The sequence below is a fragment of the Streptomyces sp. NPDC050658 genome (assembly GCF_044457025.1).
GTDB lineage: Bacteria > Actinomycetota > Actinomycetes > Streptomycetales > Streptomycetaceae > Streptomyces.
The window spans coordinates 888,348-910,874 of sequence record NZ_JBITGM010000001.1; the positions used below are offsets into that span (position 1 = coordinate 888,348).

The window sequence follows — 22,527 nt, forward strand, 5'->3', positions numbered from 1 at the left end:
TCTGAGCTGCGCATACACGCCCCGCGCTCACCGCCCCGCGCGGAACGCCCCCCAGTCCCCTCCCTTGATCACCGCCCCCGAAGTCCGCAGCCCCGCCGCGACACGGGGCGCCGCCACGTACACCCACGCCCTCGCCGTCGTGCCGTCCGGGCGGGTCACGTCCCGTACCACCCGGTCGTACAGATTGCGGGGGTCACCGGGCCGCCTGTACTCCTCCAGTACGTCCAGGTCGGCGAGGAGCCGGTCGTACGCCGCCGGCAGCGCGGTGATCAACTCGCCGCTCACCGGGCCGGCTTCGGGGTCCTCCACCAGGTACGGGTAGCCCGGCCCCTCGTACAGGACCGCCCCCGCGAGCCGCGCGGGCTCCTCCGACGCGATGCGGCCGCGCAGGTGGACGTCGTGGTAGCGCTCCCCCGGCCGCAGCGTCCCGTACACGAAGAACGGCAGCCGGGGCGTCGGCCCGGCGCTCACTCGGCCGTCTCCGACCGCACCCACTCCAGGTACGCCGCACTCCCCCGCACCACGGGCGTCGCGATGATCTCGGGGGTGTCATAGTCGTGCGCCCCGGTCAGCCAGGCCTCCAGGGCGTCGTACCGCGCGGCCGCCGTCTTGAACAGGATCTGCCACTCCTGGGCGGTCTCGACGGCGCCCTCCCACCGGTAGACCGAGACGACGGGCCCGGCGATCTGCGCGCACGCGGCGACCCGCGCGGCGACCGCGCCGGCGGCGAGGTCCTCGGCCTTGCGGGCGGTGTCGGTCGTGGTCAGCACGGTGACCACCCTGGGCCCGTCGGATGCGAAGGCTTCATGCGTCGACGTCATGCCCCGATTGTCATGCACCGATTCCCGCCCGGTCGTCCTGCACCGATTCCCGCCGGACGGGGCCACCGGCCCTGTCGAAAGTCCCGATCCGCGCGTACCCCGACGGCGTACCGACGGCTGTTACACAATCGCCGGTGTTTCGTGATGGACGCTTCCTAGCGTCGGTGGCGCCATGAAACTCAGCCGCCCCCGCTCCCGCCTCCTGCGCTGTGCGCCGCTCGCCGTCACGGCGGTCGTCGTGCTGGCCGGATGTGGCGGCGTGGACGGGCTCGACGCCGGTGAGCCCGCGCCGTCCGTCTCCGTGCAGCCGCGCCCCGAACCGCTCTGGCCCGCCTGGTCGGGTACGTCGCCCAAGGCACCCGGCGCCGACACCGCCACCCACCAGCCGCCGCCGGAACCCCTGCCGGACCTGCCCCCACTCGGCAGGGACGGGCTCGGCGGGCTCGACGTCCGTCAGCTCCTGCGGGCCGACCAGCGGATGCGGCCGCTCGCCGACCGCCCCACGATCAAGCGCCCCGGCGGGGCCGGGCTCCGGCCGCCGGTCCTGGCGGACCTGACCGGCGACGGGCACAAGGAGCTGCTCGTGGCCGCCGACCTGGAGAGCCGACGGAGTGTCCTCGCGGTCTACCGGCAGCGCGGCAAACGGGTCTACCCGATCCTGTTCACCTCGGGGAAGCGGATCGGCATCGACACGCTCGGCCCCGATCTGCTGGTGCGCAGCTCGTGCGCGGACGGTGGCGAGCAGGCCGTGCGGTTCCACTGGGACGGCGTACGGATGTCGACGGTGAGCGACGTCAAGAACTACACGAGCGGCAAGGGCCCGCACGCGTGAGGCGCCTCGTCCGGCGGACGCGGGCCGCCTTCAACGCCCTCGGACTGCGCTGGAAGATCGCCGCGCTGCTCGCCCTCGGCTGCGCGGTCGTCGCCGTGGCCATCGGGCTGCTCGTCCATCACGCACGCCTCGAACAGGTCTCGGCGAGCGCCAGGTCCGATGCCGTCGCCCAACTGGTGCGGGTGCGGCAGCTGTACGAGCTGACCGGGCAGGTCGAGACGGCCGACGGCACGGACGCCGCCGTCGACGCGCACGCGCTGCCCGCGTCGCTGCGGGCCGCCGCGCGGGACGGGCGGCGGGCCACCTACGTCGACATGGGGGCCGCGGGGCCCGCCGTGTGGGCGGCGCGTCCGGTCGGCGACCATGTGCTGTCCGTGCGCGAGCCGCTGGACCGGCAGGCCGCCGAGATGGCGGAGTTCGACCGGCAGTTGATCGTCTCGGGTGCCGTCGTCGTGGTCCTCGCCGCGCTCGGCGGGGCCGCCCTGGCCAGCCGGCTGAGCCGCGAGCTGCGGACCGCGGCGGCCACCGCGCGCCGCATCAGCGAGGGCGAACTCGACGCCCGCATCGATCATCCGCGGTCGTCGGCCGTACGCCGCAAGGCCGTCGGAAGGCGCGGCGGGCGCAACCGGGACGAGGTCGCCGAACTGGCCGCCGCCGTCGACACGATGGCGGCGTCCCTGCAGCGGCGGCTCGTCGCCGAGCAGCGTTTCACCGCCGACGTCGCGCACGAGCTGCGCACCCCGCTGACCGGTCTTCACACGGCGGCGGAGCTGCTGCCGCGCGGGCGGCCCACGGAGCTGGTGCGGGACCGGGTGCGGGCCCTGCGCGACCTCACGGAGGATCTGCTCGAAGTGGCGCGGCTCGACGCGGAGGCGGAGCGGCCCGACCTGGAGGTGCATCCGCCCGCCGAACTGGTCGAGGGGATCGTGCAGCGGTCGGGGCACGAGGTGCGGTTCGTGGTCGAGGGGCGGGCCACCGCAGAGGGGCGGGCCGTCACCGAGGGTTGGGCCGTCACAGAGGGTTGGGCCGTCACCGAGGAGCGGGACGACGTCCTCGTACGTACCGACGCTCGCCGCCTGGAGCGGATCGTCACCAACCTCGTCGCGAACGCCCGCCGGCACGGCGCGGGCCCGGTCGAGGTGCGGGTCGCCGGGCCGGTGGTCACGGTCAGCGACCAGGGGCCCGGCTTCCCGGAGCACCTCCTGCGGGACGGTCCGCGGCGCTTCCAGACCGGGGTGCGGGAGCGCGGTCAGGGCACGGGACTCGGCCTGACGATCGCGTTCGGCCAGGCGCAGGTGATCGGGGCGCGCGTGGAGCTGCGGAACGCGGCGGGCGGTGGTGCGGTGGCGGCCGTTCACCTGCCGACCGCCGCGGTCCGCTGATCAACTGCCGCAGTCCGCTGATCAACTTCCGTACGGGCGGACCTCCTTGGCGGCGCGCAGGGCCCACGCCCACCAGTGCAGCTGGTCCAGCATCGACTTCGCGGCGGCGTCGGCGCCGGTCGGGTCCTTGTGGCTGCCGTCGGCGTCGAAGAGGTGGCCCGCGTTGTGGAAGGAGACGGTGTCGCGGATGGTCATGGTGTGCAGCTCGGCGAAGACCGGGCGCAGATGCTCGACCGCGCGCAGGCCGCCGGAGAGCCCGCCGTACGAGACGAAGGCGAGCGGCTTGGCCTGCCATTCGGCGTTGTGCCAGTCGATGAGGGCCTTGAGGGACGCGGGGTAGGAGTGGTTGTACTCGGGGGTGAGGACGATGAAGGCGTCGGCGGCGGCCAGCTTCGGGGTGACCTTGCCGAGTTCCTCGACGACTTCGGGCGCCGGGTCGAAGGAGAGGGCGGTGGGCAGTGCGGACTCGGCCAGATCGACGACGTCCACCTCGAAGTCGTCTCGATCGCGGATCCGCGCCAGCAGCCACTCGGCGACGGTTGGTCCGAAGCGTCCCTCGCGGTTGCTGCCGATGATGACGGCGACGCGGAGGGGCGCGGTGGTGGTGGAAACGGGGGCGTCTGCGGCGTACGTGTCGGTGGTCATGGGGAAAGCCTCGTATCTCAACCTAGGTTGAGGTCAAGCGGTTCTTTTCGTGGAGTTCGGGGAGTTCGAGGACGGCCGCCGAATTCGTGGAGTTCGGGGAGTTCGGGGAGTTCGGGGACGGCCGTCGAACGGCCGCCCGACGCCGGCCGCACGACCCCGTTACCGTGACCGCATGACAACTCCCGCGCCGGTACACCGCCTTGAGATCGACGGCCAGGCCGCCACCGCCGACCGGCTGCTGCCGCCCGCGCTCGGCGCCATGGGGCACTTCACCGCCCTGCAGGTCAGGGGCGGCGCGGTGCGCGGCCTCGCGCTGCATCTGGCGCGGCTCGACGAAGCGACCCGTGAGCTGTTCGACCGGGAGCTGGACGGCGCATACGTGCGCGGACTCATCCGGCACGTCCTGCGCGACGACATCACCGACGCCTCCGTACGCGTACACGTCCACGCCCCCGAGGGCGAGCCGACCGTCATGGTCACCGTCCGGGCGCCTGGTCAGATGCCGCCGGACCCGCAGGCCCTGCGGTCCGTGCCCTTCCAGCGCCCCTTCCCGCACATCAAGCACCTGGGCGGCTTCGGGCAGGCCCGGTACGGCGAGCTGGCCCGGCGCGCGGGCTACGACGACGCGCTGCTCACCGCGCCGGACGGGACCATCAGCGAGGGCGCCGTCACGAACATCGCCTTCTACGACGGCACGGAGGTCGTCTGGCCCGACGCCCCCTGCCTGGAGGGCATCACGATGCGGCTGCTCGAACCCCGGCTCGCGAGCGCCGGGCCGGGCACGCGGCGCGGCCCGGTCACCCTCGCGGACCTGTCGTCGTACGGCGCGGCCTTCGTCACGAACGCGCGCGGCATCGCTCCGGTGCGGCGGATCGACGACACGGAGTTCGCGGTCGACCCGAAGCTGATGCGGGCGGTGGCGGAGGCGTACGAGGGCGTGCCCTGGGACGTCGTCTGAGTCCGCCGCCCGAGGGGCCGTCCGGGAAGTCGCGGGTCACCCATTCACAGGCGCCCCGCGCCCGCTTCGGTCAGTTCTCCGCGACACGCCGGGTGACCTGCTGAAACATTTCCGTCGGTACGTCAGAAGTCGCTCCACCGCAGAGTTTCTGACTGTCCCTCAGGAGGCGTGCCCCGCCAAGTGCCACTTACCTCGGTAGAGCGGGGTTCGACCGACGCAGCGGCACTTGGGGGTGCCGCGGGCCGTGCCCTCTGAAGGCCTCTCGGAGGAGCAAGCACGATGCGCAAAGCCCGCCTGCTGACCACCGCCGCGCTCGCCGTCGCATCGGCGGGCCTGCTGGCGCCCCCCGCCTCGGCGGCCGCGCTCGCCGCGGGCGGCGGTCTGGAGGTCGTGCCCGTCACGGTCACCCCCGGCACCACCGTCACGGTGAACACCACCGCGTGCGGCAGCGGGGGAACCGCGACGGGCGACGCGAGCGCGGTCGGCGCGGGCGCCTTCACGCTGGCGCCGAGCACGCACAAGGAGAATGCGGTCGGGCAGTTCAAGGTGCCGCCGTCCGCGCAGCCCGGCACCTACGAGATCGTCGCGAAATGCTCCGGATCCGGCTCGGGCGGCAAGCAGGTGGCGGGCGACCTCGTCGTGACGATCACGTCCACCGCCGCCGCCGTCACCACCGAGCCGCAGCAGGTCACCCCGAAGGGGCATGTGAAGACGGGGGTCGGTGGCGCGCTCGGCCCCGACCCCGTGCAGACCGCGGCGGGTGTGGCGGCGCTTGCCGTCGCCGCCGCGGGCGGTACCTGGCTCCTGCATCGCCGGGCGAGAGGCGACAGGATCTGACGGACACCCTCCGCTGTCCACCGGTACCGCACGCCCCCTCCCCCTCCAGGCCCGCGATGTCCCTCACGGACCGGGAGGGGGACGAGGGGGCTCGCATCCCCGATCCCGAGGGGGCTGACGAACGTATGCGCAGGAAGACCATCAACTCCGCGATAGGGGCTGTCACCGCGCTCGCCCTCTGCTCCGGGGCGTGGCTGCTGTACGACGGCGCGGGCGCGGGTCCGCCGCCGCAGCCGTCGGCGGCGCAGGCGGCCGCGGCATCCGACGGCACCGCCCGCGTGGCGTCCGCGCTCCCCCCGTCCCCGCCCGACCGCATCCGGATCCCCGCGATCCGGGTCGACGCGCCGCTGATGGGGCTCGGCCTCACGCGGCAGGGCAGCCTGGACGTACCGCCGCCGCAGAAGACGAATCTCGCGGGCTGGTACGAGTCGGGGACCACGCCCGGCGAGAAGGGCACCGCCATCGTGGCGGGGCACGTCGACAATGCCGAGGGCCCGTCCGTCTTCTACTCCCTGGGCGGCCTGACCAAGGGCCGCACGATCGAGGTCGAGCGCAGGGACGGCAGCGTCGCGGTGTTCACGGTCGACGCGAACGAGGTCTACGCCGCGAAGGACTTCCCCGACAAGAAGGTGTACGGCGCGGCGGACCGGCCCGAGCTGCGGGTCATCACGTGCGGCGGCGCGTACTCACGCAAGACGGGGTACCAGGGCAATGTGGTGGTGTTCGCTCACCTGACGGCCGTGCGCTGAGCGTTCGGCCTCGTCGAGGTTCACGCGAGCCACTGCTCGTACGCCATCTTCGCCACGAGGCCGAACACGGTGGTCAGCAGCACGATGCGGACGAATCCGCTGCCCTTCTTCAGCGCGGTGCGCGCGCCGAACATGCCGCCGGCGAGGTTGAAGACCGCCATCAGGCCGGCCAGTTGCCACAGCACCGCGCCCTGCCAGGTGAACATCGCGAGGGCGCCGGCGTTGGTGCAGCAGTTGACGATCTTGGCGGTGGCGGAGGCGGAGACGAGGTCCAGGTGGAGCACGGCCGTGAGCGCCAGCACCAGGAAGGTGCCGGTGCCGGGGCCGATGAGTCCGTCGTAGAACCCGATGCCGAGACCGGCCAGTCCGATCGCCGCGAGGATGCGGCGGGGCGAGGCGGGCTGGGCGGCGGGGGCGGTGCCGAAGGCCGGCTTGAGGATGACGAAGGCGCCGACGGCGAGCAGCACGACCATGATGACGGGCTTCAGTACGTCGGTGCTCATGCCCGCGGCGAAGAAGGCGCCGCCCATCGATCCGGCGAGGGCGGCGAGGCCGATGCGGACGGCGGTACGGACGTCGACGGGTGTCTTCCGTACGTACGTCACCGCGGCGCCGGTCGTCCCGACGATCGCCACGGCCTTGTTCGTGCCGAGGGCGTGGGCGGCGGGGGTGCCCGCGGGGAGCCCGAGGAGGAGGGCGGGGAGCAGGAGCAGACCACCGCCGCCGACCACCGCGTCGATCCAGCCGGCGGCGAGCGCGGCGACGCAGAGGACGACGACGGTGGTCAGAGATATGTCGGGCATGCTCGCGACCCTATGGAGCGGGTGATCTTGCCGTCCATGAGTTCGGTGAGAGTTGAGGGTCTTCAGAGGTTGGCGCGCGATCCGGGGCCGGTGGGGACGACGGGGTGACCGTGAGGGACAGTGCCGTGGCGATCAGCGCGCTCGCACCCGCCAGGCCCGCGGCCAGGCGGCGGCGGGTCTGACGGGTGGGCCCCGGCACCGGGGCGACGGGTCTGCGGTGGCGTCCCATGTCAGTGTCAGCTTTCTCGAAGACTCGGAGGCTCGAAGGAACTCGGAGAAGGAACTCGGAGAACGGAACTCGAAGAAGGGAACTCGGAGGAGAGAAAAGGCCTGCTCAGTAAGAGAAAAGGCCTGCTCAGAACGTGAAGCACTCCGCGTGGATGTGCTCCTCGCGCACCCCCGCCCGCACCAGCGCCGCCCGCGCCCCCGCCGCCATGCCCGGCGGCCCGCACAAGTACACGTCGTGCGAGGCAAGGTCAGGGACCAGGTTCCGCAACGCCTGCGGGGCGATGGGGTCTCCCCTGCTCGAACGAAGTTGAGAGCTTGGGGAAGGATCGAAGGCCGCGTCGGACCGCCCGAGGAGATAGTGCAGCCCTGCTCCCCGGCTGCGCGCGATCCCCTCCAGCTCCTCCCGCAGCACCAACTGCTCCGCGCTCCCCGCCCGGTACAGCAGCGTGATGTCCCCCGGACCGCCCGGCAGTGTCTCGAACAGCGCCCGCAGCGGTGTGATCCCCACCCCGCCCGCGAGCAACAGCACCTTCCGCCGCGTACGCCGATGAGCCGTCAGCGCCCCGAACGGCCCCGTGGCGAGGACCCGCGTCCCGCGTCGCAGCCTGCGCACCCGCCGGGTGTGGTCGCCGATCGCCTTCACGGTGATCCGGAGCGTGTCGTCCCGCACCGGCGCTGACAGCGAGAACGGCAGCGCGGTCCGCCACAGCCCGCGCCGCAGGAACCGCCACCGGAAGAACTGACCCGGCTCGGCCCGCAGATCGTCGAGCCCGATGCCCTGCATGACCACCGACACGACGCCCGGACCCTCGTCTCGTACGTCGATCACGCGCAGGCTGTGGCGCAGGGCCTGCCGCACGGGTACGACGACGCGGTACCAGGCAAGCAGCACCGCGACGCCCGCGTGCAGCAGCGACCACAGCCACACCGTGGGCACGCTGCCCGCGACGTCCGGCCCGGCGAGCTGGTGCACGAAGGCGAGTGCCGCGCCGAGGTAGGTCAGCAGATGCACCGCCCGCCACGTCTCGTGCGGGACGCGCCGCCGCACCGCACGCGCGGACGTGACGCCGACGGCCACCAGGAGCCCGGTGCCGACGGCCGCGAGGGCAAGGCCCGGATAGCCGAGCAGGTCGAGCGCGGCGGCGACGAGGTCGGTGTCGGCGTGGGCGGCGTATCCGCACAGGGCGAGCAGTGCGTGGCCGACGCAGAGGGAAAGGACGTAACGCCCGCCGAGCGCGTGCCGCCGGGCGAGCCGGTCGGCGCCGACGCCGTGCTCGACGGCGGGGACGCGGGCCATCAGGAAGAGCATCACGAGGACGCCGTAGCCGGCGAGCAGCCCGGTCAGATGCGCCCCGGTCGCGAAGAGCACGTCGAGCCGCGCGGACGGCTCCGCCTGTACGGCCCACAGCGCGGTGACGGCCAGCGCCCCGCCGATGATCCCGGCGCGGAGTGCGGCGGGGGTGACGCGGACCGGCGGGACGGGGGTCGCGGCGGCACGGGGCCGGTCGCGCCGTGCCGGACGGGCGGTGCGCGGCGGGCGGGCGGTACTCGGCCGGCGGGCGGCGCGCGGCGGCGCCGTCGGCATCGGTGGCATCTGCGGCACCGGGGCGGCAGCCGCGCCCTCCGTCTGGCGCAGGTATGCGGAGAGCGCGGGGTACGCGGAGAGCTGGGGGTCGGCTGCCTCGATGGTCACGGCGGCAGACTAGGCGCGGGACACACCTGAAAGCGGCTGGTCAGCGGCGTATCCGTGATCCTTAAGGTGGGCTTGAGGATCGGCTCAACGGGGGTTAAGCCAAGGCCCCTCACACCCCTGCCCCGCCCCCGCTGAGGGCAGCGTTCCCCCCGGGAAACAGTCAGGATGCCGACGGGTAACACCGCCCCCGCACGCTGCCGTACATGACCTCTACTGCCTCGAACGCACGCGTGACCGCACGCGTGGTGGTGATCGGCGCCGGCCTTGCCGGGGTGCGGATCGCCCAGCGGCTCGGGGGCGCCGCCGTACTCATCGGCGAGGAGCCGCACGCGCCCTACAACCGGGTGCTGCTCGCCGATGTCCTCGCGGGCCGGTACGGCCCTGAGGTCATCGGGCTGCCGGCCGCGCCCGGCACGTTCCTGCGCACCCGCGCCGTCCGCGTCGACCGCGCCGACCGGCTCGTGCACTGCGCGGACGGCCGCGTCGTGCAGTACGAGACGCTCGTCCTCGCCACCGGGTCCAACCCGGTCCTGCCGCCGCTGCGCGGGCTCTTCGCGCCGGACGCCACCGAGCTGCCGCGCGGCGTGCACCCCTTCCGGACCATGGACGACTGCCTCGCGCTGTCTGATGCCATGCGGCCGGGCGTCCGGGCCGTCGTCATCGGCGGCGGGCTGCTCGGCGTCTCCGCGGCCCGCGCGCTCGCCGTGCGCGGCGCCCAGGTCGTCCTCACCCAGCAGGGCGACCGGCTGATGGAGCGGCAGCTCGATCCGGCGGCCTCGGAGATCGTCCACCGGCATCTGACCGACCTCGGCGTCGAGGTGCACACCGAGTGCCGGGTGCGGGGCGTGCGGCAGGTCGACGGGGCCGTACGGTCCGTCGAGCTCGCCGACGGATACGTGCTCGGCACCGACCTCACCGTGCTGGCCTGCGGGGTCCGCCCCCGTGTGGGCCTCGCCCAGGCCGCCGGGCTCGACGTGCGGCGCGGCATCGTCGTCGACGACGAGCTGCGCACCTCCGATCCGCACATCCGTGCCGTCGGCGACTGCGCCGAGCACTCCGGCGAGGTCCGCTGCCTCGCCGCCCCCGCGCTCGAACAGGCCGACGCCCTGGCCGACGCCCTGCTCACGCCGGACAGCGCACGCCCGTACGCCGGGACCCGCGCCCTGACCCGTCTCACCCTGCACACGAACCACCCCGGGTCCGCTCCCCTGGACCTGGCGGCCTTCGGCGACCCCGAGCCCCGGCCCGACGACGACGTCATCCAGCTCACGGACGCGACCCGCGGCACCTACCGCAAGGTCGTCGTGCGCGGTGACCGGCTCGTCGGCGGGGTCCTGCTCGGCGAGCTCGGCACCGTCGGCGCGCTCGCCCGTGCCTGGGAGGCCGACGACCCGCTGCCCGAGGACGACGGCAGCCCCCTGCTCCACCTGCTCACCCACGACGGAGGCCTCTGATGCCCATGCCCACGGACACCCCCCGCCACAGCGCGCACGACAACACCATCGTGCTCGTCGGACACGGCATGGTGGGCCAGCGCTTCCTGGAGGCCATCGCCGCGCGCGGCCTCACCGGCACGCACCGCGTCGTCGTGCTGTGCGAGGAGCCGCGCCCCGCCTACGACCGCGTACAGCTCACCTCGTACTTCGCGGGCCGCACGCCCGACGAACTCTCGCTCACCGACCCGGAGTTCATCGAGAAGCACGGCATCGAGCTGCGGATCGGCGACCCGGCCGAGTCCGTCGACCGGGACGCCAGGACCGTGACCGCACGCTCGGGCGAGACCTTCGCGTACGACACGCTGGTCCTCGCCACCGGGTCCTTCCCGTTCGTGCCGCCGGTGCCGGGCAAGGACACCACGGGCTGTTTCGTGTACCGCACCATCGAGGACCTGCTCGCCATCGAGGAGTACGCGAAGACGTACGCGAAGACCGGCGCGGTCGTCGGCGGCGGGCTGCTCGGCCTGGAGGCGGCGGGCGCGCTGCGCGGGCTCGGCCTCGACACGCACGTCGTGGAGTTCGCGCCGCGTCTGATGCCGGTGCAGGTGGACGAGGGCGGTGGCGCGGCGCTGCTGCGGACCATCACCGACATGGGCCTGAGCGTGCACACGGGCGTCGGCACCCAGGAGATCGTCTCCGAGCAGGGCGCCGTCACCGGCATGAAGCTGTCGGACGGCAGTGAACTCGCCACCGATCTGGTGGTGTTCTCGGCGGGCGTCCGCCCCCGCGACCAACTGGCCCGCGACACCGGCCTCGCGGTCGGCGAGCGCGGCGGCATCACGGTCGACGAGCAGTGCCGCACCAGCGACCCCGCGGTGTTCGCGATCGGCGAGTGCGCACAGGCCTCCGACGGCCGGGTCTACGGTCTGGTCGCGCCCGGCTACGAGATGGCCGAGACCGTCGCCGCGACGATCGCCGCCGAGGAGTCGAGCTTCACCGGCGCCGACCTCTCCACCAAGCTGAAGCTGCTCGGCGTGGACGTGGCCTCCTTCGGCGACGCGCACGGCATGTCCGAGGACTGCCTCGACGTCGTCTACTCCGACTCGCGCTCGGGAACGTACAAGAAGCTGGTCATCGGTCCGGGCGGCGAGCTGCTCGGCGGTGTCCTGGTCGGTGACGCGGAGGCGTACGGCGTACTGCGCCCCCTGACCGGGACCGTGCCGCCGGTCTCGCCCGAGCAACTGGTGCTGCCCGCGGGCGCGGCGGGCCCGGTGGCCATCGGCCCGTCGTCCCTGCCGGACTCCGCCGTCATCTGCTCCTGCCACAACGTCACCAAGGGCACGATCCGCGGCGCCGTCACCGAGCACAGCTGCACGACGGTCCCCGAGGTCAAGAAGTGCACCAAGGCCGGTACGGGCTGCGGCAGTTGCGTGAAGGTGCTCGGCCAGCTCGTCAACGACGAGCTGGAGGCGTCGGGCGTCGAGGTCGACAAGGGCCTGTGCGGCTGCTTCGGCCAGACCCGCCAGGAGCTGTACGAGATCGTCCGCACCCTGCGCGTCACCTCCTTCCGCAGGCTCCTCGACACGCACGGCCGTGCGGCGGCGCGCGGCACCGAGGGCTGCGAGACCTGCAAGCCGACGGTCGGTTCGATCATCGCCTCGCTGGCCCCGACCATCGGCGCGGACGGCTATGTGCTCGAAGGCGAGCAGGCCGCTCTCCAGGACACCAACGACCACTTCCTCGCCAACCTCCAGAAGAACGGCTCCTATTCGGTGGTGCCACGCATCGCCGGCGGCGAGATCACCCCGGAGAAGCTGATCGTGATCGGCGAGGTGGCACGGGACTTCGGGCTCTACACGAAGATCACCGGCGGCCAGCGCATCGACATGTTCGGCGCTCGCGTCGAACAACTCCCCCTGATCTGGGCCCGGTTGGTGGACGCGGGCTTCGAGTCGGGCCACGCGTACGGAAAGTCGCTCCGTACGGTGAAGTCGTGCGTGGGTCAGACCTGGTGCCGTTACGGCGTCCAGGACTCGGTCCGCATGGCGATCGACCTGGAGCTGCGCTACCGGGGCCTGCGCTCCCCGCACAAGCTGAAGTCCGCCGTCTCCGGCTGCGCCCGCGAGTGCGCGGAGGCCCAGTCCAAGGACTTCGGGGTGATCGCCACGTCCAGCGGCTGGAACCTGTACGTGGGCGGCAACGGCGGCGCGACTCCGCGCCACGCGGATCTGCTCGCACAGGACCTGTCCGACGCCGAACTGGTGCGCCTCATCGACCGGTTCCTGATGTTCTACATCCGTACGGCGGACCGCCTGGAGCGCACGTCGACGTGGCTGGAGCGGATCGAGGGCGGCCTGGACCACGTACGCGACGTGGTCGTGCACGACTCGCTCGGCATCTGCGACGAGCTGGAGGCGCTGATGGCGGACCACGTCGCGAACTACCGCGACGAGTGGTCCGAGACCATCAACGACCCCGAGCGTCTTGCCCGGTTCGTGTCCTTCGTGAACGCGCCGGACGTCCCCGACCCGACGGTGAGCTTCGTCCCGGAACGGGACCAGATCAAGCCGGACCTGCCGCTGCTGAGCATCGGCTCCCGCCCTCGCGACCTGGAAGGTGCCGCATCGTGACAAGTACTCAGACGAGTTCCACGCTGAGTTCCGCGAAAAGTGTTCAACTGCGCCTGGAGGACGACTGGTTCAAGGTGTGCGACCGTGCGCGCCTGGAGCCGGGACGCGGAATCGCCGCGCTGCTTCCCGACGGCCGTCAGGCCGCGGTCTTCGTCGACCGCGCGGGCCGCGCGTACGCGATCGACAACCGTGACCCGTTCACCGGCGCGGCGGTGCTCTCGCGGGGCCTGCTCGGGACCGCGGGCGGGCGCCCGTTCGTGGCATCGCCGCTCCTGAAGCAGCGGTTCGACCTTGAGACGGGACGGTGCCTCGACGACGATTCGGTGCGGGTCGAGACGCATGCGGTGCGGGTGGCATAGCGGCCTGCCGGAACGGGGCGGCCATTCTTCTACTTGACCGATCGTTCCAATATTGCCTACTCTTCCCTTGTGGCCAGGACCAAGGAATTCGATCCGGACGCCGCGCTCCAGTCGGCCCTAGAGCTGTTCTGGCGGCGCGGCTACGAGGCGACGTCGATGGCGGACCTCGTCGAGGCGCTGGGCATCGGGCGTGCCAGCATCTACGCGACCTTCGGCAACAAGCACGAGCTGTACCTGAAGGCGCTCAACCGGTACGCGACGAACCAGAACCCGCGACTCCTCGCCGAGCTCTCGCAGCCGGGGGCCGCGGTGCCCGCCGTACGCGCGGTGGTGCGTCGCTTCGCGGCGGAGGCCTGCACCGACGAGAACCGCCTGAACGGCTGCTTCATCACCAATACGGCGGCCGAACTCGGCCCGCACGACGAGGCCGCCGCCCGCTGCGTCGAGCGGAGCTGGGAGCACCTGGAGACCCTGCTGCACTCCGCGCTGGTCCGCGCGCAGGCGCAGGGCGAACTCCCGGAGGACCGCGACCCGCTGGCCCTCGCGCGCATGCTGCTGACGCTGATGCAGGGGCTGCGGGTGATCGGCAAGGCGTCGAAGGATCCGGCGCGGGTGCGGGATGCGACGGAGCAGGCGCTGGCGTTGCTGGACTGACACCGTTCCTTCACTCCTCGCCTTCGCATTGGCGCCATTTTTTCATGCCCTAATACTGAACCGATCGTTCAAGAAAAGAGTTTCTGTGATGACTGAAGTGACGACTGCGGCAACGCGTAACCGCTTCACCGGCCGCACGGCCCTCGTCACCGGCGGCGGCTCCGGCCTCGGCCGGGCGACCGCGCTCGCCTTCGCCGCCGAGGGCGCGAACGTCGTGGTCGCCGGGCGCTCCGAAGGCCCGCTCAAGGAGACCGTCGGGCTCATCGAGGAGGCGGGCGGCGCGGCGCTCGCCGTCACCGCCGACGTCACCAGCTCCGCCGACCTCGCCGCGCTGGTCGACGCCGTGGTCGAGCGGTTCGGCTCGCTGGACGTGGCCGTCAACAACGCGGGCGTCTTCCGCGGCGGACAGCCGGTCACGGAGCTGGCGGAGGAGGACTGGCGGACGATGCTCGACATCAACGTCACCGGCGTACTGCTCGCGCTCCAGGCCGAGGTGCGGCAGATGCGGACCCAGCCGGGCGGCGGGGCGATCGTCAACATCGCGTCGACGCTGGGCGTCCACCGCCGCAAGCCGGGTGCGACGGCGTACGCGACGAGCAAGGCCGCCGTCTCCGTGCTGACCAAGGGGGCCGCGGCGGAGCACATGCAGGAAGGGGTACGGATCAACGCCGTCAGCCCCGGCCCTTCGGCCACCAGCATGTCCATGCTGCCGGGCGAGAGCGAGGAGGGGCGCACGGAGCGGATGAAGGGGGCGTCGCCGCTCGGCCGGGTGTCGTCGACCGCGGAGGTGGCCGCGGCGGTGCTGTACCTGGCGTCGGACGAATCGGCTTCGGTCGTGGGTGCGGACCTGGTGATCGACGGGGGTGCGGCGGCCTGAGACGACGCGTGGCCCTACCATCCGCGGCCGGTTCCGCTTAGTCTCACTACTCCCTAGCTACTCCCGAGTAAGGACAGGGAGCCGTGTCATGGCGGGCTGGAACACGAGCGACATTCCCGATCAGAGCGGCCGGACGGCCGTGATCACCGGGGCGAACAGCGGCATCGGTTACATCACGGCGCGGGAACTCGCCCGGCGGGGAGCACGGGTGGTGCTCGCCTGCCGGAGCGAGGAGCGCGGGACGGCGGCGGTGGCGCGGCTGCGGTCCGAAGTGCCGGGGGCCGAGGCCGAGTTCCGCCGGCTGGACCTCGGGGATCTGGCCTCGGTGAGGGAGTTCGCTGCGTCGTACGGCGATGGGCTCGACCTGCTGGTGAACAACGCCGGGGTGATGGCGTTGCCGTACCGACAGACCGCGGACGGCTTCGAGATGCAGTTCGGAGTCAATCATCTGGGGCATTTCGCGCTGACGGGGCTGTTGCTGCCGGCGCTGCTGCGGACGCCGGGGGCGCGGATCGTGAGCCTGTCCAGCGCGGCGCACGTCCTGGGGAACCTGGACTTCGCGGACCTCAACAGCGAGCGGGGGTACCGGCGTTGGGTGGCCTACGGCCGCTCCAAGACGGCGAACCTCCTCTTCGTCCACGAACTCGCCCGGCGGCTCGCCGCCTCCGGTTCGGAGGTGGTGGCCGCGGCGGCGCATCCCGGCTACGCGTCGACGAACCTCCAGTCCGCCGGGCCCCGGATGGAGGGGCGGAAGGGGATCGAGCGGTTGATGCGGGTCGGCAACGGCCTGGTCGCCCAGTCCGCGGCGGCCGGCGCACTGCCGACGCTGTACGCGGCGACGGCGCCGGGAGTACGGGGCGATTCCTTCACCGGCCCCCGGGTGCTGATGTGGCGCGGGGCGCCGGGGCGTTCCTGGCGGGCGGGATGGACACGGGACGGGGCGGCGTCGGCGCGGCTCTGGGAGACGTCGGAGGGGTTGACGGGGGTTACGTACGACTCGCTGAAGGGCTGAACCCTGCCCCTTCCGGCCCGTCCGGCGTCTGAGGACGAAGAGGACGAACTCGGCGAGCGCCCCTGCGCCCTCCCCCTCCCCCCTGCCTACCTCAGCCGCGACCTCTCGAAGACCCCCCGCGCCGTCTCCGCGTCCAGCCGCGCCGCCAGACGGTCCACGACCTCCGTGCCCGTACGCAGCAACCCCCGCTCCCGCGCATCCCGCACCCCCGCGTCCAGCCGGTGCAGCAACAACGGATTCTCCGCGAGGACCTTCGGGTCCACCTCCACCCGGTTGCCGAGCGAGTCGCACAGGACCAGCCGTGCGGCGACGCCCTCCTCATGGCGTACCGCCGTCAACAGCCCCGTGCAGACGTGCCGGTGGCGCAGCAGACCGCGTACGGCGAGCCAGCCCGGCCCCGCCGAGACCTTCGCCGGATGCAGGATCAGGTAGAGGAGCGCCGAAAGCCCGGCCCACAGCCCCGCCCGTACCCCGTCCAGCGTGCCGTTGGCCAGGTCCACCAGCGTGACCAGGACCAGCAGGGCGAAGGCGCAGAAGACCGCGGCCCGCACATCGGCCGCCCATCGCCGGTCGGACACGGCGGCCTCCACTCCCGACCCGCCAAGCACCGCACCCCGCGTCGTCCAGTCATGTCCTCGCATGTGCCGCACCGTAGGCCCGGCCCCGCCTCCCGTCGGCGCTGTTGACGGGCCGTTTACTCCATCGCCGTACACCTTGATGAACCGCTGACACCGCACCCCACCGGCCCCACGCCCCCGCATCAGCGACGCGTAAAGATCCAGTTCCGACGCGCAAGAGAGTCACCAAGACGGCGCACGCGGCGCTCCGCGCGCCCCGACGCTGGGCATTCCCCCGACACCCCACCTGGAGGTGCCCCCGTGGCCATAGACCCCCTGACCACCGCGTCCGCCGTAGCCGTCGAGGAACCTCCGGACACGGACGGCAGCGCGGCGACCCACCACCAGGACCGGCACCGCCTCACCGCCCTCCAGGGCCTCGCCGCGCTCTCCCTCGACGCGATGGCCTCCGTCGCCTACGGCCCCGAGGCCATCGTCCTGGTCCTCGCCGCCGCCGGCGGCTACGGCCTCGGCTTCACCCTCCCCGTCACCCTCGGCATCGCCGCACTCCTCGCCGTACTCGTCGCCTCCTACCGCCAGGTCATCGCCGCGTTCCCCGACGGCGGCGGCAGTTACGCCGCCGCCAAGACCCACCTCGGCCGCCGGGCCGGCCTTGTGGCCGCGGCGTCCCTCGTCCTCGACTACGTACTGAACGTCGCCGTAGCCGTCACCGCGGGCGTCGCCGCGCTCACCTCCGCCTTTCCCGAGCTGTACGGCGACCGCGTCCTGATCTGCCTGGCCGTCCTCGTGATCGTCACGGGCGTCAATCTGCGCGGCATCGTCGACTCGGCGAAGGTCTTCATCGCGCCGACCGCGATATTCGTCGGGGCGATCCTGACGATGATCGCCGTAGGCCTCTTCCGGGACGGCCCCGTCAGCACGGCCGCAGCCGAAGGCCACGCCTCCGTCCTCGCCGACAACGCCACCACCGTCGGTGCGCTGCTGCTCCTCAAGGCGTTCGCGTCCGGCTGCTCCGCCCTCACCGGCGTCGAGGCGATCGCGAACGCCGTGCCCTCCTTCCGGGCCCCGCGCGTCAAGCGCGCCCAGCACGCGGAGGTCGCACTCGGCGCGCTGCTCGGCGTGATGCTGATCGGGCTGTCCGTCCTCATCTCCCGCTTCGGTCTTCAGCCCGTCGAGGGCGTCACGGTCCTCGCCCAGCTCGCGGACGCCTCGCTCGGCCACAACTGGGCCTTCTACGTGGTGCAGTTCGCCACCATGATCCTCCTCGCCCTCTCCGCGAACACGTCCTTCGGCGGCCTCCCGGTCCTGATGAGCCTGCTGGCCAGAGACAACTACCTGCCGCACGTCTTCGCCCTCAAGGCCGACCGCCAGGTCCACCGGCACGGCGTACTCGCGCTCGCAGCCGTCTCCGCCGCACTCCTGGTCTTCTCCGGCGGCAACACCAACACCCTCGTGCCGCTCTTCGCGATCGGCGTCTTCGTCGGCTTCACGCTCTGCCAGACCGGCATGGTGCTGCACTGGCGTAAAGCGGGGAAGCCCGCGAAGGCCCTGCTCAACGGCTTCGGCGCGGTACTGACCGGCATCTCGGCGGTGGTCGTGACGGCCACCAAGTTCACCGAGGGCGCCTGGCTGATCGTGCTGGCGCTGCCCGCGATCGTGCTCTGCTTCGAGGCCGTGCACCGCGCGTACGTCAGGATCGGCGCCGACCTGGACCTCGGCCGCGTCCCCGAGCCCCCGCACCGCGACCACTCCCTCGTCGTCGTACCCGTGTCCGGCCTCTCCCGGCTGACCTGCGAGGCCATCAACGCCGCCGTGTCCCTCGGCGACGAGGTCCGCGCCGTCACCGTCACCCACCCCGACCCGGACGACCGGCGCGCCCTGGAGGCACTGCGCCGCGACTGGGAGCTGTGGAACCCCGGCGTCGACCTGGTGGAGCTGCCGTCCGAGTCGCGCACGGTGGGGCGCCCGGTGGCGGCGTACGTACGAAAGATCTACACCTACCATCCGACCACCCGCGTCACCGTCCTGATCCCGGAGGTGGAGCCCGCCCACGTCTGGCAGCGCCTGCTGCAGAACCAGCGCGGCGCGGTCCTCGCACACGCGGTGCGCCGCGACACGGACGCGGTGATCTGCCGCCTCCGCTTCCGCCTTGCGGCGGGGCGGCGCCGGTCCTAGCGTCGGCGCCATGAGCGGGAACACGGGCAACTCCGGCACGGGCAACTCCGGCACGGGCAAGAAGATCACCGAGAAGCTGTCGGGCGAGGCGCTGCGGGAGGCCACGGGCAAGGACTGGGCGGAGTGGTTCAAGCTGCTCGACGCCTGGGGCGGCACGTCCCGCAACCACACGGAGATCGCCCGCCACGTCCGCGAGGACCACTCCGTGGACGGCTGGTACGCCCAGTCCGTGGCCGTCGGCTACGAACAGGAGCGGGGCCTGCGCGAGGTCGGGCAGAGCAGCACGGGCGACTGGCGCACCAGCGGCAGCAAGACGATCGAGGCGACGGCGGCGCGGGTCATCGAGGCGTTCGCGGACGACACCCTGCGCCGCCGCTGGCTCCCGGACGCCGACTTCACCGTCCGCACGCACCGCCCCGCGAAGTCGGTGACGGCCGACTTCAGGGACGCGAACGGCGGCGGCACGGGCCGCATCTCCGTGACCCTCACGGTCAAGGGCCCGGAGAAGACGGTGGTCGGAGTGGGTCACGAGAAGCTGCGGGACGCGGAGGAGGTGGCGGCGTACAAGGCGTTCTGGAGGGAACGCCTCGCCGCCCTCAAGTCCCTCCTGGAGAGCTGAGTTCCTGGAAGGCCGAGTTCCTGGAGGGCCCGGCTCAGCCCCGTACCTCGAACCGGTACAGCGAATACCCGTACGTCGTCTGCCGCTTCACCCCCTGCATGCGTACGTGTCTGGCCGCGACCGGCGCGAAGTCGACCGCGTCGACGCCCGCCGTGGTCCGCCCCCTGCGCTCGACGACGGTCCGCCAGCCCGACGTGCCGTCGGCGGCCTCGGTGACCTGGATGTCGTAGTCGCGCCCCGCGGCCGCCTCCCAGTCGAGGAGGACGCGCCGCACGGTCCGCGCCTCCCCCAGATCGACGGCGATCCACTCCCCGTCGGTGTACTTGGACGCCCAGCGAGTAGCCGCGTCCCCGTCCACGGCGTTCTCCGGCCCCAACGACGCCGTCTCCGCGGACGAGGCCGTCGCGGCGCGCCCCCGGGCCAGATCGGCGGCGTCGAAGACCTGCACCGACCACAGCGTCCACCGGACCCGCCCGCTCTCCCGGCCCCGCACCCGCACATGGCGCGCCGCCACCACGTCGAACGACGACTCGTCCCAGCCTGGCCCGTCGAGCCCGCGCCGCGACGCGACGCGACGCCACCCGCTCCCCTCACCTCCCGACACCTCGATGTCGTACGTACGCCCGTGCTCCCGCCCCCAGTCGAGCCGCACCCGCGCCACGTCCCGCACCTCGCCGAGGTCGACCCGGATCCACGGCCCTCCGGCTTCGGCGGCGCTGGTCCAGCAGGTGACATGGCTGCCGTCGGATGCGTACGAAGGATGCGCGCCCGACGAGGCGGTCGCCGCCGCGCCGAAGGCGAGTTCGCCGGGATCGGCCAGCGTCGGGGTCACGGTGGTGAGCCCGGGTCCCTGCGCGCAGCGCCGCAACAGCGCGGCGAACTCTCCGTAGGTGAGGCCCTGTTGTGTCCCGCTCCACATCTTCTGGGCGAGCGTGCCGTAGGTCTTCTCGACGAGGCCGTGCACGTCCTGCTGGGTGTAGTCGGCGTGCACGAGGTCGTTCCAGACGGCGGACATGGCGCCGCGCAGTTGCGGGTCGCCCGGGGACAGACTCTCCTTTCCCGGGAAGACGTGCGGCTCCCAGCTGTCGTAGAGATAGCGCCCGTCGAGCCCGTGCCCGTGGTAGTAGTCGGCGAAGGGGACGACGTACAGCAGCCCGTCGTTCGTGTTCACGATCTCGTACCCGTCGGCTTTGGCGGCCTGCGGCCCGTACCAGCCGTTGTTCCAGCTGTGGATGGTGACGTCACGGTCGTATCCGTCCGCCGAACCGGCCATCTCCGTCAGACTCCCCCAGGCGCGAGGATGCTTGCCGAGCGAGCGGAGATGGGCGGCCATGTCATTGAAGTAGGCCCGGTACTGGGCCTCGGGCCCGGTGTATTCGTCGGCCCCGTAGTGGACTTCGGGGCTGCGGAACCAAGGCACGAATTCCTCGAAGACGTCCTTCATGAAGGCGGTCGTCTCGGGCTTGGCGAGGTCGAGGTGGTCGGAGTTGCCGCCGTCGAGGCCCAGGGAGGGCCGGAAGCGGACGAAGGAGCGGGAGTGGGCGGGGGCGTCGATCTCGGGGGTGAGCTGCACGGCGTGCAGGGCGGCGGTGTCCTCGAAGGAGTCCCAGTCGGCACGGGAGTACGACCCGTCGGGAGCCGCGAGCCCCTCCCACTCCTCCTTGTCGCTCCGCAACCGGAAGGCGTCATAGGCCTTGCTCCAGTCGCCGCCGGGGGCCTTGATCTCGTTGTCGTTGAGGTGGAGTTGAAGGTCGTTGAGCTTGAACCACCCCATGACGCGCAGGTAGTCCTTGATGAACCCCGGCGTGAAGTAGCGCCGCCCGACGTCCAGCATGAAGCCGCGCAGCCGGTAGTTGGGCCAGTCCTGGGCGGTGCCGACGGGGACGCGGGAGCGCTGCTCGTCGTGGAGCAGTATCTGGAGGAGGGAGCGGGTGCCGTAGTAGACCCCGCTGTAGGAGGGCGCGGTAATGGTGACGGCGTCCCCCGTGACACCGAGTTCGTACCCTTCGCCAGCGTAGAGCGCACCGCCCTTGCTGTGCCGGGCGCCAGGGTCGAGCTGCAACAGGATCTCACCGCCGGCGGCACGGGAGCGCCGCCGGACGGCACGGGGAGCAGCGATCTCGACCCCGGTGACATCGGCGAGATCACGCGTCAACTGCCGGGCAAGTGCGAGCAGTTCACCGGCATTCCGGGCCGGAACAACAACCCGTGACTGCGGACCGAGCCGATAGACACCGTCCCCACCGACCCACTCCTGAAGGGCGGGAACAACGACGGGCCGAGCATTACCCCGACTCACGCCACCGGCGCCACTGGCATCACCGGGGGCTGGCCCGGCGGCGCGGGCGGAGGGCAGGGGGAGAGCGACGGCGGCGCCTGCGACGGCTGTAGCGGTGATGAGGGTGCGACGGGAGAGGTTCGTCATGGCAGTGGACTACACCACTCAACTCCCCAACATCACAAGGGAATCAACAGCATCACTCACGGGAGGAGGGAACGTGGGTGGCCGGTGAAGGTGGGGTGGAGTGGGGCGGGGTGGAGTGGGGCGGGTCCGGGTGCTGATGGCACCCGGCCCACCAGACACTCGGCAGCGCAGTGCTCTGGCCGGAGGGCTGCACTGTGCGCACCGGGCTGGGGGGCCACGCCCCTGCGCCCCGCCTGAAGGTGAACTGCCGTCCCTGGCAAGGGTGGAGGCGCAGAGTGGTGGGCGTCGGGGCGGCTGCTTTGGGCGGCCCGGTGTCTTCGATCGGCGCCGGGGCCGCCCGGTGCTCCGGAGTATGGCGGTTCCGGCGTGCCTGTAAAGGGCGCTCCCTTCGGTCGCGTCGGCTTCGCCGATTCCGCTTGCGCTCCACCCTTGACAGGCCCGCCTCCACCGCAGAGACCTTTTTGACCGGGCGGCCAGGGGAGGGGACTCACGGGAGGGACCGGTCCGGTGCCCGGTCTTCCTGCCGGGTGCGGACTGGTTCGTTTCAGTCTCGGTCACTCAGAGGGGCGGGACCCGACAGGCCGGCTCCGCCCCGGTGGCCGGGCCGGTCGTCCCGCCGGGTGCGGACTGGTTCGGTGCAGCTCGGTCACGTGATGAGGCACGGCCCGACAGACCGGCTCAGCTCCGGGGCATGAGCCGGGCCCTCGCGCCGGGGGCGGACTGGTCCGGCACAGCTCGCCCACTCTGAAGGGCACGGTCTGACAGGCCAGCCCCGCTCGGCGGCGGCGCCGGGTCGCCCTGCCGCCTGCGGACT

At 72.2% G+C, this 22,527-nt stretch carries 20 protein-coding genes; 13 read left to right on the forward strand and 7 right to left on the reverse strand.

The annotated features are described in order from the left end of the window. Positions 1-27 precede the first annotated feature (27 nt). Positions 28-471, reverse strand: a complete 444-nt coding sequence (locus ACIBKX_RS04040; RefSeq protein ID WP_363270549.1) for a gamma-glutamylcyclotransferase family protein — start codon at positions 469-471, stop codon at positions 28-30. Then, complete coding sequence (gene cutA, locus ACIBKX_RS04045; protein WP_363270548.1) at positions 468-821, reverse strand: divalent-cation tolerance protein CutA; 354 nt, start codon at positions 819-821, stop codon at positions 468-470. The genes ACIBKX_RS04040 and cutA overlap by 4 nt, the downstream gene beginning before the upstream one ends. Before the next feature lie 172 nt (positions 822-993). Between cutA and ACIBKX_RS04050 the strand changes: the two genes are divergently transcribed. Both ACIBKX_RS04050 and ACIBKX_RS04055 read left to right on the forward strand, forming a co-directional pair. Then, complete coding sequence (locus ACIBKX_RS04050; RefSeq protein ID WP_363270547.1) at positions 994-1,653, forward strand: hypothetical protein; 660 nt, start codon at positions 994-996, stop codon at positions 1,651-1,653. After that, a complete protein-coding gene (locus ACIBKX_RS04055) occupies positions 1,650-3,035 on the forward strand; it encodes an ATP-binding protein (RefSeq protein WP_363270546.1) in 1,386 nt (461 codons plus the stop codon). Before ACIBKX_RS04050 ends, ACIBKX_RS04055 begins: the two co-directional genes overlap by 4 nt. A gap of 21 nt (positions 3,036-3,056) precedes the next feature. On the opposite strand, the gene ACIBKX_RS04060 is transcribed toward ACIBKX_RS04055, so the two are convergent. Beyond that, positions 3,057-3,680: an NAD(P)H-dependent oxidoreductase gene (locus ACIBKX_RS04060; protein WP_363270545.1), complete on the reverse strand. Its 624-nt coding sequence runs from the start codon at positions 3,678-3,680 to the stop codon at positions 3,057-3,059. Between the two features lie 172 nt (positions 3,681-3,852). Here ACIBKX_RS04060 and ACIBKX_RS04065 point away from each other — a divergent pair, with 172 nt between their 5' ends. From ACIBKX_RS04065 to ACIBKX_RS04075, 3 genes are all read left to right on the forward strand, one after another. Further along, positions 3,853-4,638, forward strand: a complete 786-nt coding sequence (locus tag ACIBKX_RS04065) for an aminotransferase class IV family protein (RefSeq protein ID WP_363270544.1) — start codon at positions 3,853-3,855, stop codon at positions 4,636-4,638. Between the two features lie 279 nt (positions 4,639-4,917). Beyond that, on the forward strand, positions 4,918-5,475 hold the full coding sequence (locus ACIBKX_RS04070) for a hypothetical protein (RefSeq protein ID WP_363270543.1): 558 nt from the start codon (positions 4,918-4,920) through the stop codon (positions 5,473-5,475). Positions 5,476-5,600: 125 nt separating this feature from the next. Then, positions 5,601-6,224 (forward strand): class F sortase, encoded by a 624-nt coding sequence (locus ACIBKX_RS04075; protein ID WP_363270542.1) that lies wholly within the window; start codon positions 5,601-5,603, stop codon positions 6,222-6,224. A 20-nt stretch (positions 6,225-6,244) separates the two neighbouring features. Here ACIBKX_RS04075 and ACIBKX_RS04080 read toward each other — a convergent pair whose 3' ends face one another. Together ACIBKX_RS04080 and ACIBKX_RS04085 are read right to left on the reverse strand one after the other, a co-directional pair. Next, the gene (locus tag ACIBKX_RS04080; protein WP_363270541.1) at positions 6,245-7,027 is read right to left on the reverse strand and encodes a TSUP family transporter; all 783 of its coding nucleotides are present in this window, start codon (positions 7,025-7,027) and stop codon (positions 6,245-6,247) included. A 355-nt stretch (positions 7,028-7,382) separates the two neighbouring features. Further along, the gene (locus ACIBKX_RS04085; RefSeq protein ID WP_399375666.1) at positions 7,383-8,840 is read right to left on the reverse strand and encodes a ferric reductase-like transmembrane domain-containing protein; all 1,458 of its coding nucleotides are present in this window, start codon (positions 8,838-8,840) and stop codon (positions 7,383-7,385) included. A 311-nt stretch (positions 8,841-9,151) separates the two neighbouring features. Here ACIBKX_RS04085 and ACIBKX_RS04090 point away from each other — a divergent pair, with 311 nt between their 5' ends. The 6 genes from ACIBKX_RS04090 to ACIBKX_RS04115 all read left to right on the forward strand — a co-directional run bounded on the left by ACIBKX_RS04090 (position 9,152) and on the right by ACIBKX_RS04115 (position 15,916). Further along, a complete protein-coding gene (locus ACIBKX_RS04090; RefSeq protein ID WP_363270539.1) occupies positions 9,152-10,402 on the forward strand; it encodes an FAD-dependent oxidoreductase in 1,251 nt (416 codons plus the stop codon). Positions 10,403-10,407: 5 nt separating this feature from the next. After that, the gene (gene nirB / locus ACIBKX_RS04095; protein WP_363270827.1) at positions 10,408-13,014 is read left to right on the forward strand and encodes a nitrite reductase large subunit NirB; all 2,607 of its coding nucleotides are present in this window, start codon (positions 10,408-10,410) and stop codon (positions 13,012-13,014) included. Beyond that, a complete protein-coding gene (gene nirD, locus ACIBKX_RS04100) occupies positions 13,011-13,373 on the forward strand; it encodes a nitrite reductase small subunit NirD (RefSeq protein ID WP_399375629.1) in 363 nt (120 codons plus the stop codon). Before nirB ends, nirD begins: the two co-directional genes overlap by 4 nt. A 69-nt stretch (positions 13,374-13,442) precedes the next feature. Next, complete coding sequence (locus ACIBKX_RS04105; RefSeq protein WP_363270538.1) at positions 13,443-14,027, forward strand: TetR/AcrR family transcriptional regulator; 585 nt, start codon at positions 13,443-13,445, stop codon at positions 14,025-14,027. 88 nt (positions 14,028-14,115) lie between these two features. Continuing rightward, positions 14,116-14,904 (forward strand): SDR family oxidoreductase, encoded by a 789-nt coding sequence (locus ACIBKX_RS04110; protein ID WP_363270537.1) that lies wholly within the window; start codon positions 14,116-14,118, stop codon positions 14,902-14,904. Positions 14,905-14,992: 88 nt separating this feature from the next. Next, positions 14,993-15,916: an oxidoreductase gene (locus ACIBKX_RS04115; RefSeq protein WP_363270536.1), complete on the forward strand. Its 924-nt coding sequence runs from the start codon at positions 14,993-14,995 to the stop codon at positions 15,914-15,916. Between the two features lie 86 nt (positions 15,917-16,002). Here the strand turns inward: ACIBKX_RS04115 and ACIBKX_RS04120 are convergent, their stop codons facing one another. Further along, positions 16,003-16,557, reverse strand: coding sequence for a hypothetical protein (locus tag ACIBKX_RS04120; RefSeq protein WP_363270535.1), 555 nt, complete (start codon positions 16,555-16,557; stop codon positions 16,003-16,005). A gap of 243 nt (positions 16,558-16,800) precedes the next feature. On the opposite strand from ACIBKX_RS04120, the gene ACIBKX_RS04125 reads away from it, so the two are divergent. Next, a complete protein-coding gene (locus ACIBKX_RS04125) occupies positions 16,801-18,669 on the forward strand; it encodes an APC family permease (RefSeq protein ID WP_399375667.1) in 1,869 nt (622 codons plus the stop codon). A 10-nt stretch (positions 18,670-18,679) separates the two neighbouring features. Further along, positions 18,680-19,288, forward strand: coding sequence for a hypothetical protein (locus ACIBKX_RS04130; protein ID WP_363270533.1), 609 nt, complete (start codon positions 18,680-18,682; stop codon positions 19,286-19,288). A 34-nt stretch (positions 19,289-19,322) separates the two neighbouring features. On the opposite strand, the gene ACIBKX_RS04135 is transcribed toward ACIBKX_RS04130, so the two are convergent. After that, complete coding sequence (locus tag ACIBKX_RS04135) at positions 19,323-21,713, reverse strand: discoidin domain-containing protein (RefSeq protein ID WP_363270532.1); 2,391 nt, start codon at positions 21,711-21,713, stop codon at positions 19,323-19,325. Positions 21,714-22,527: the final 814 nt, after the last annotated feature.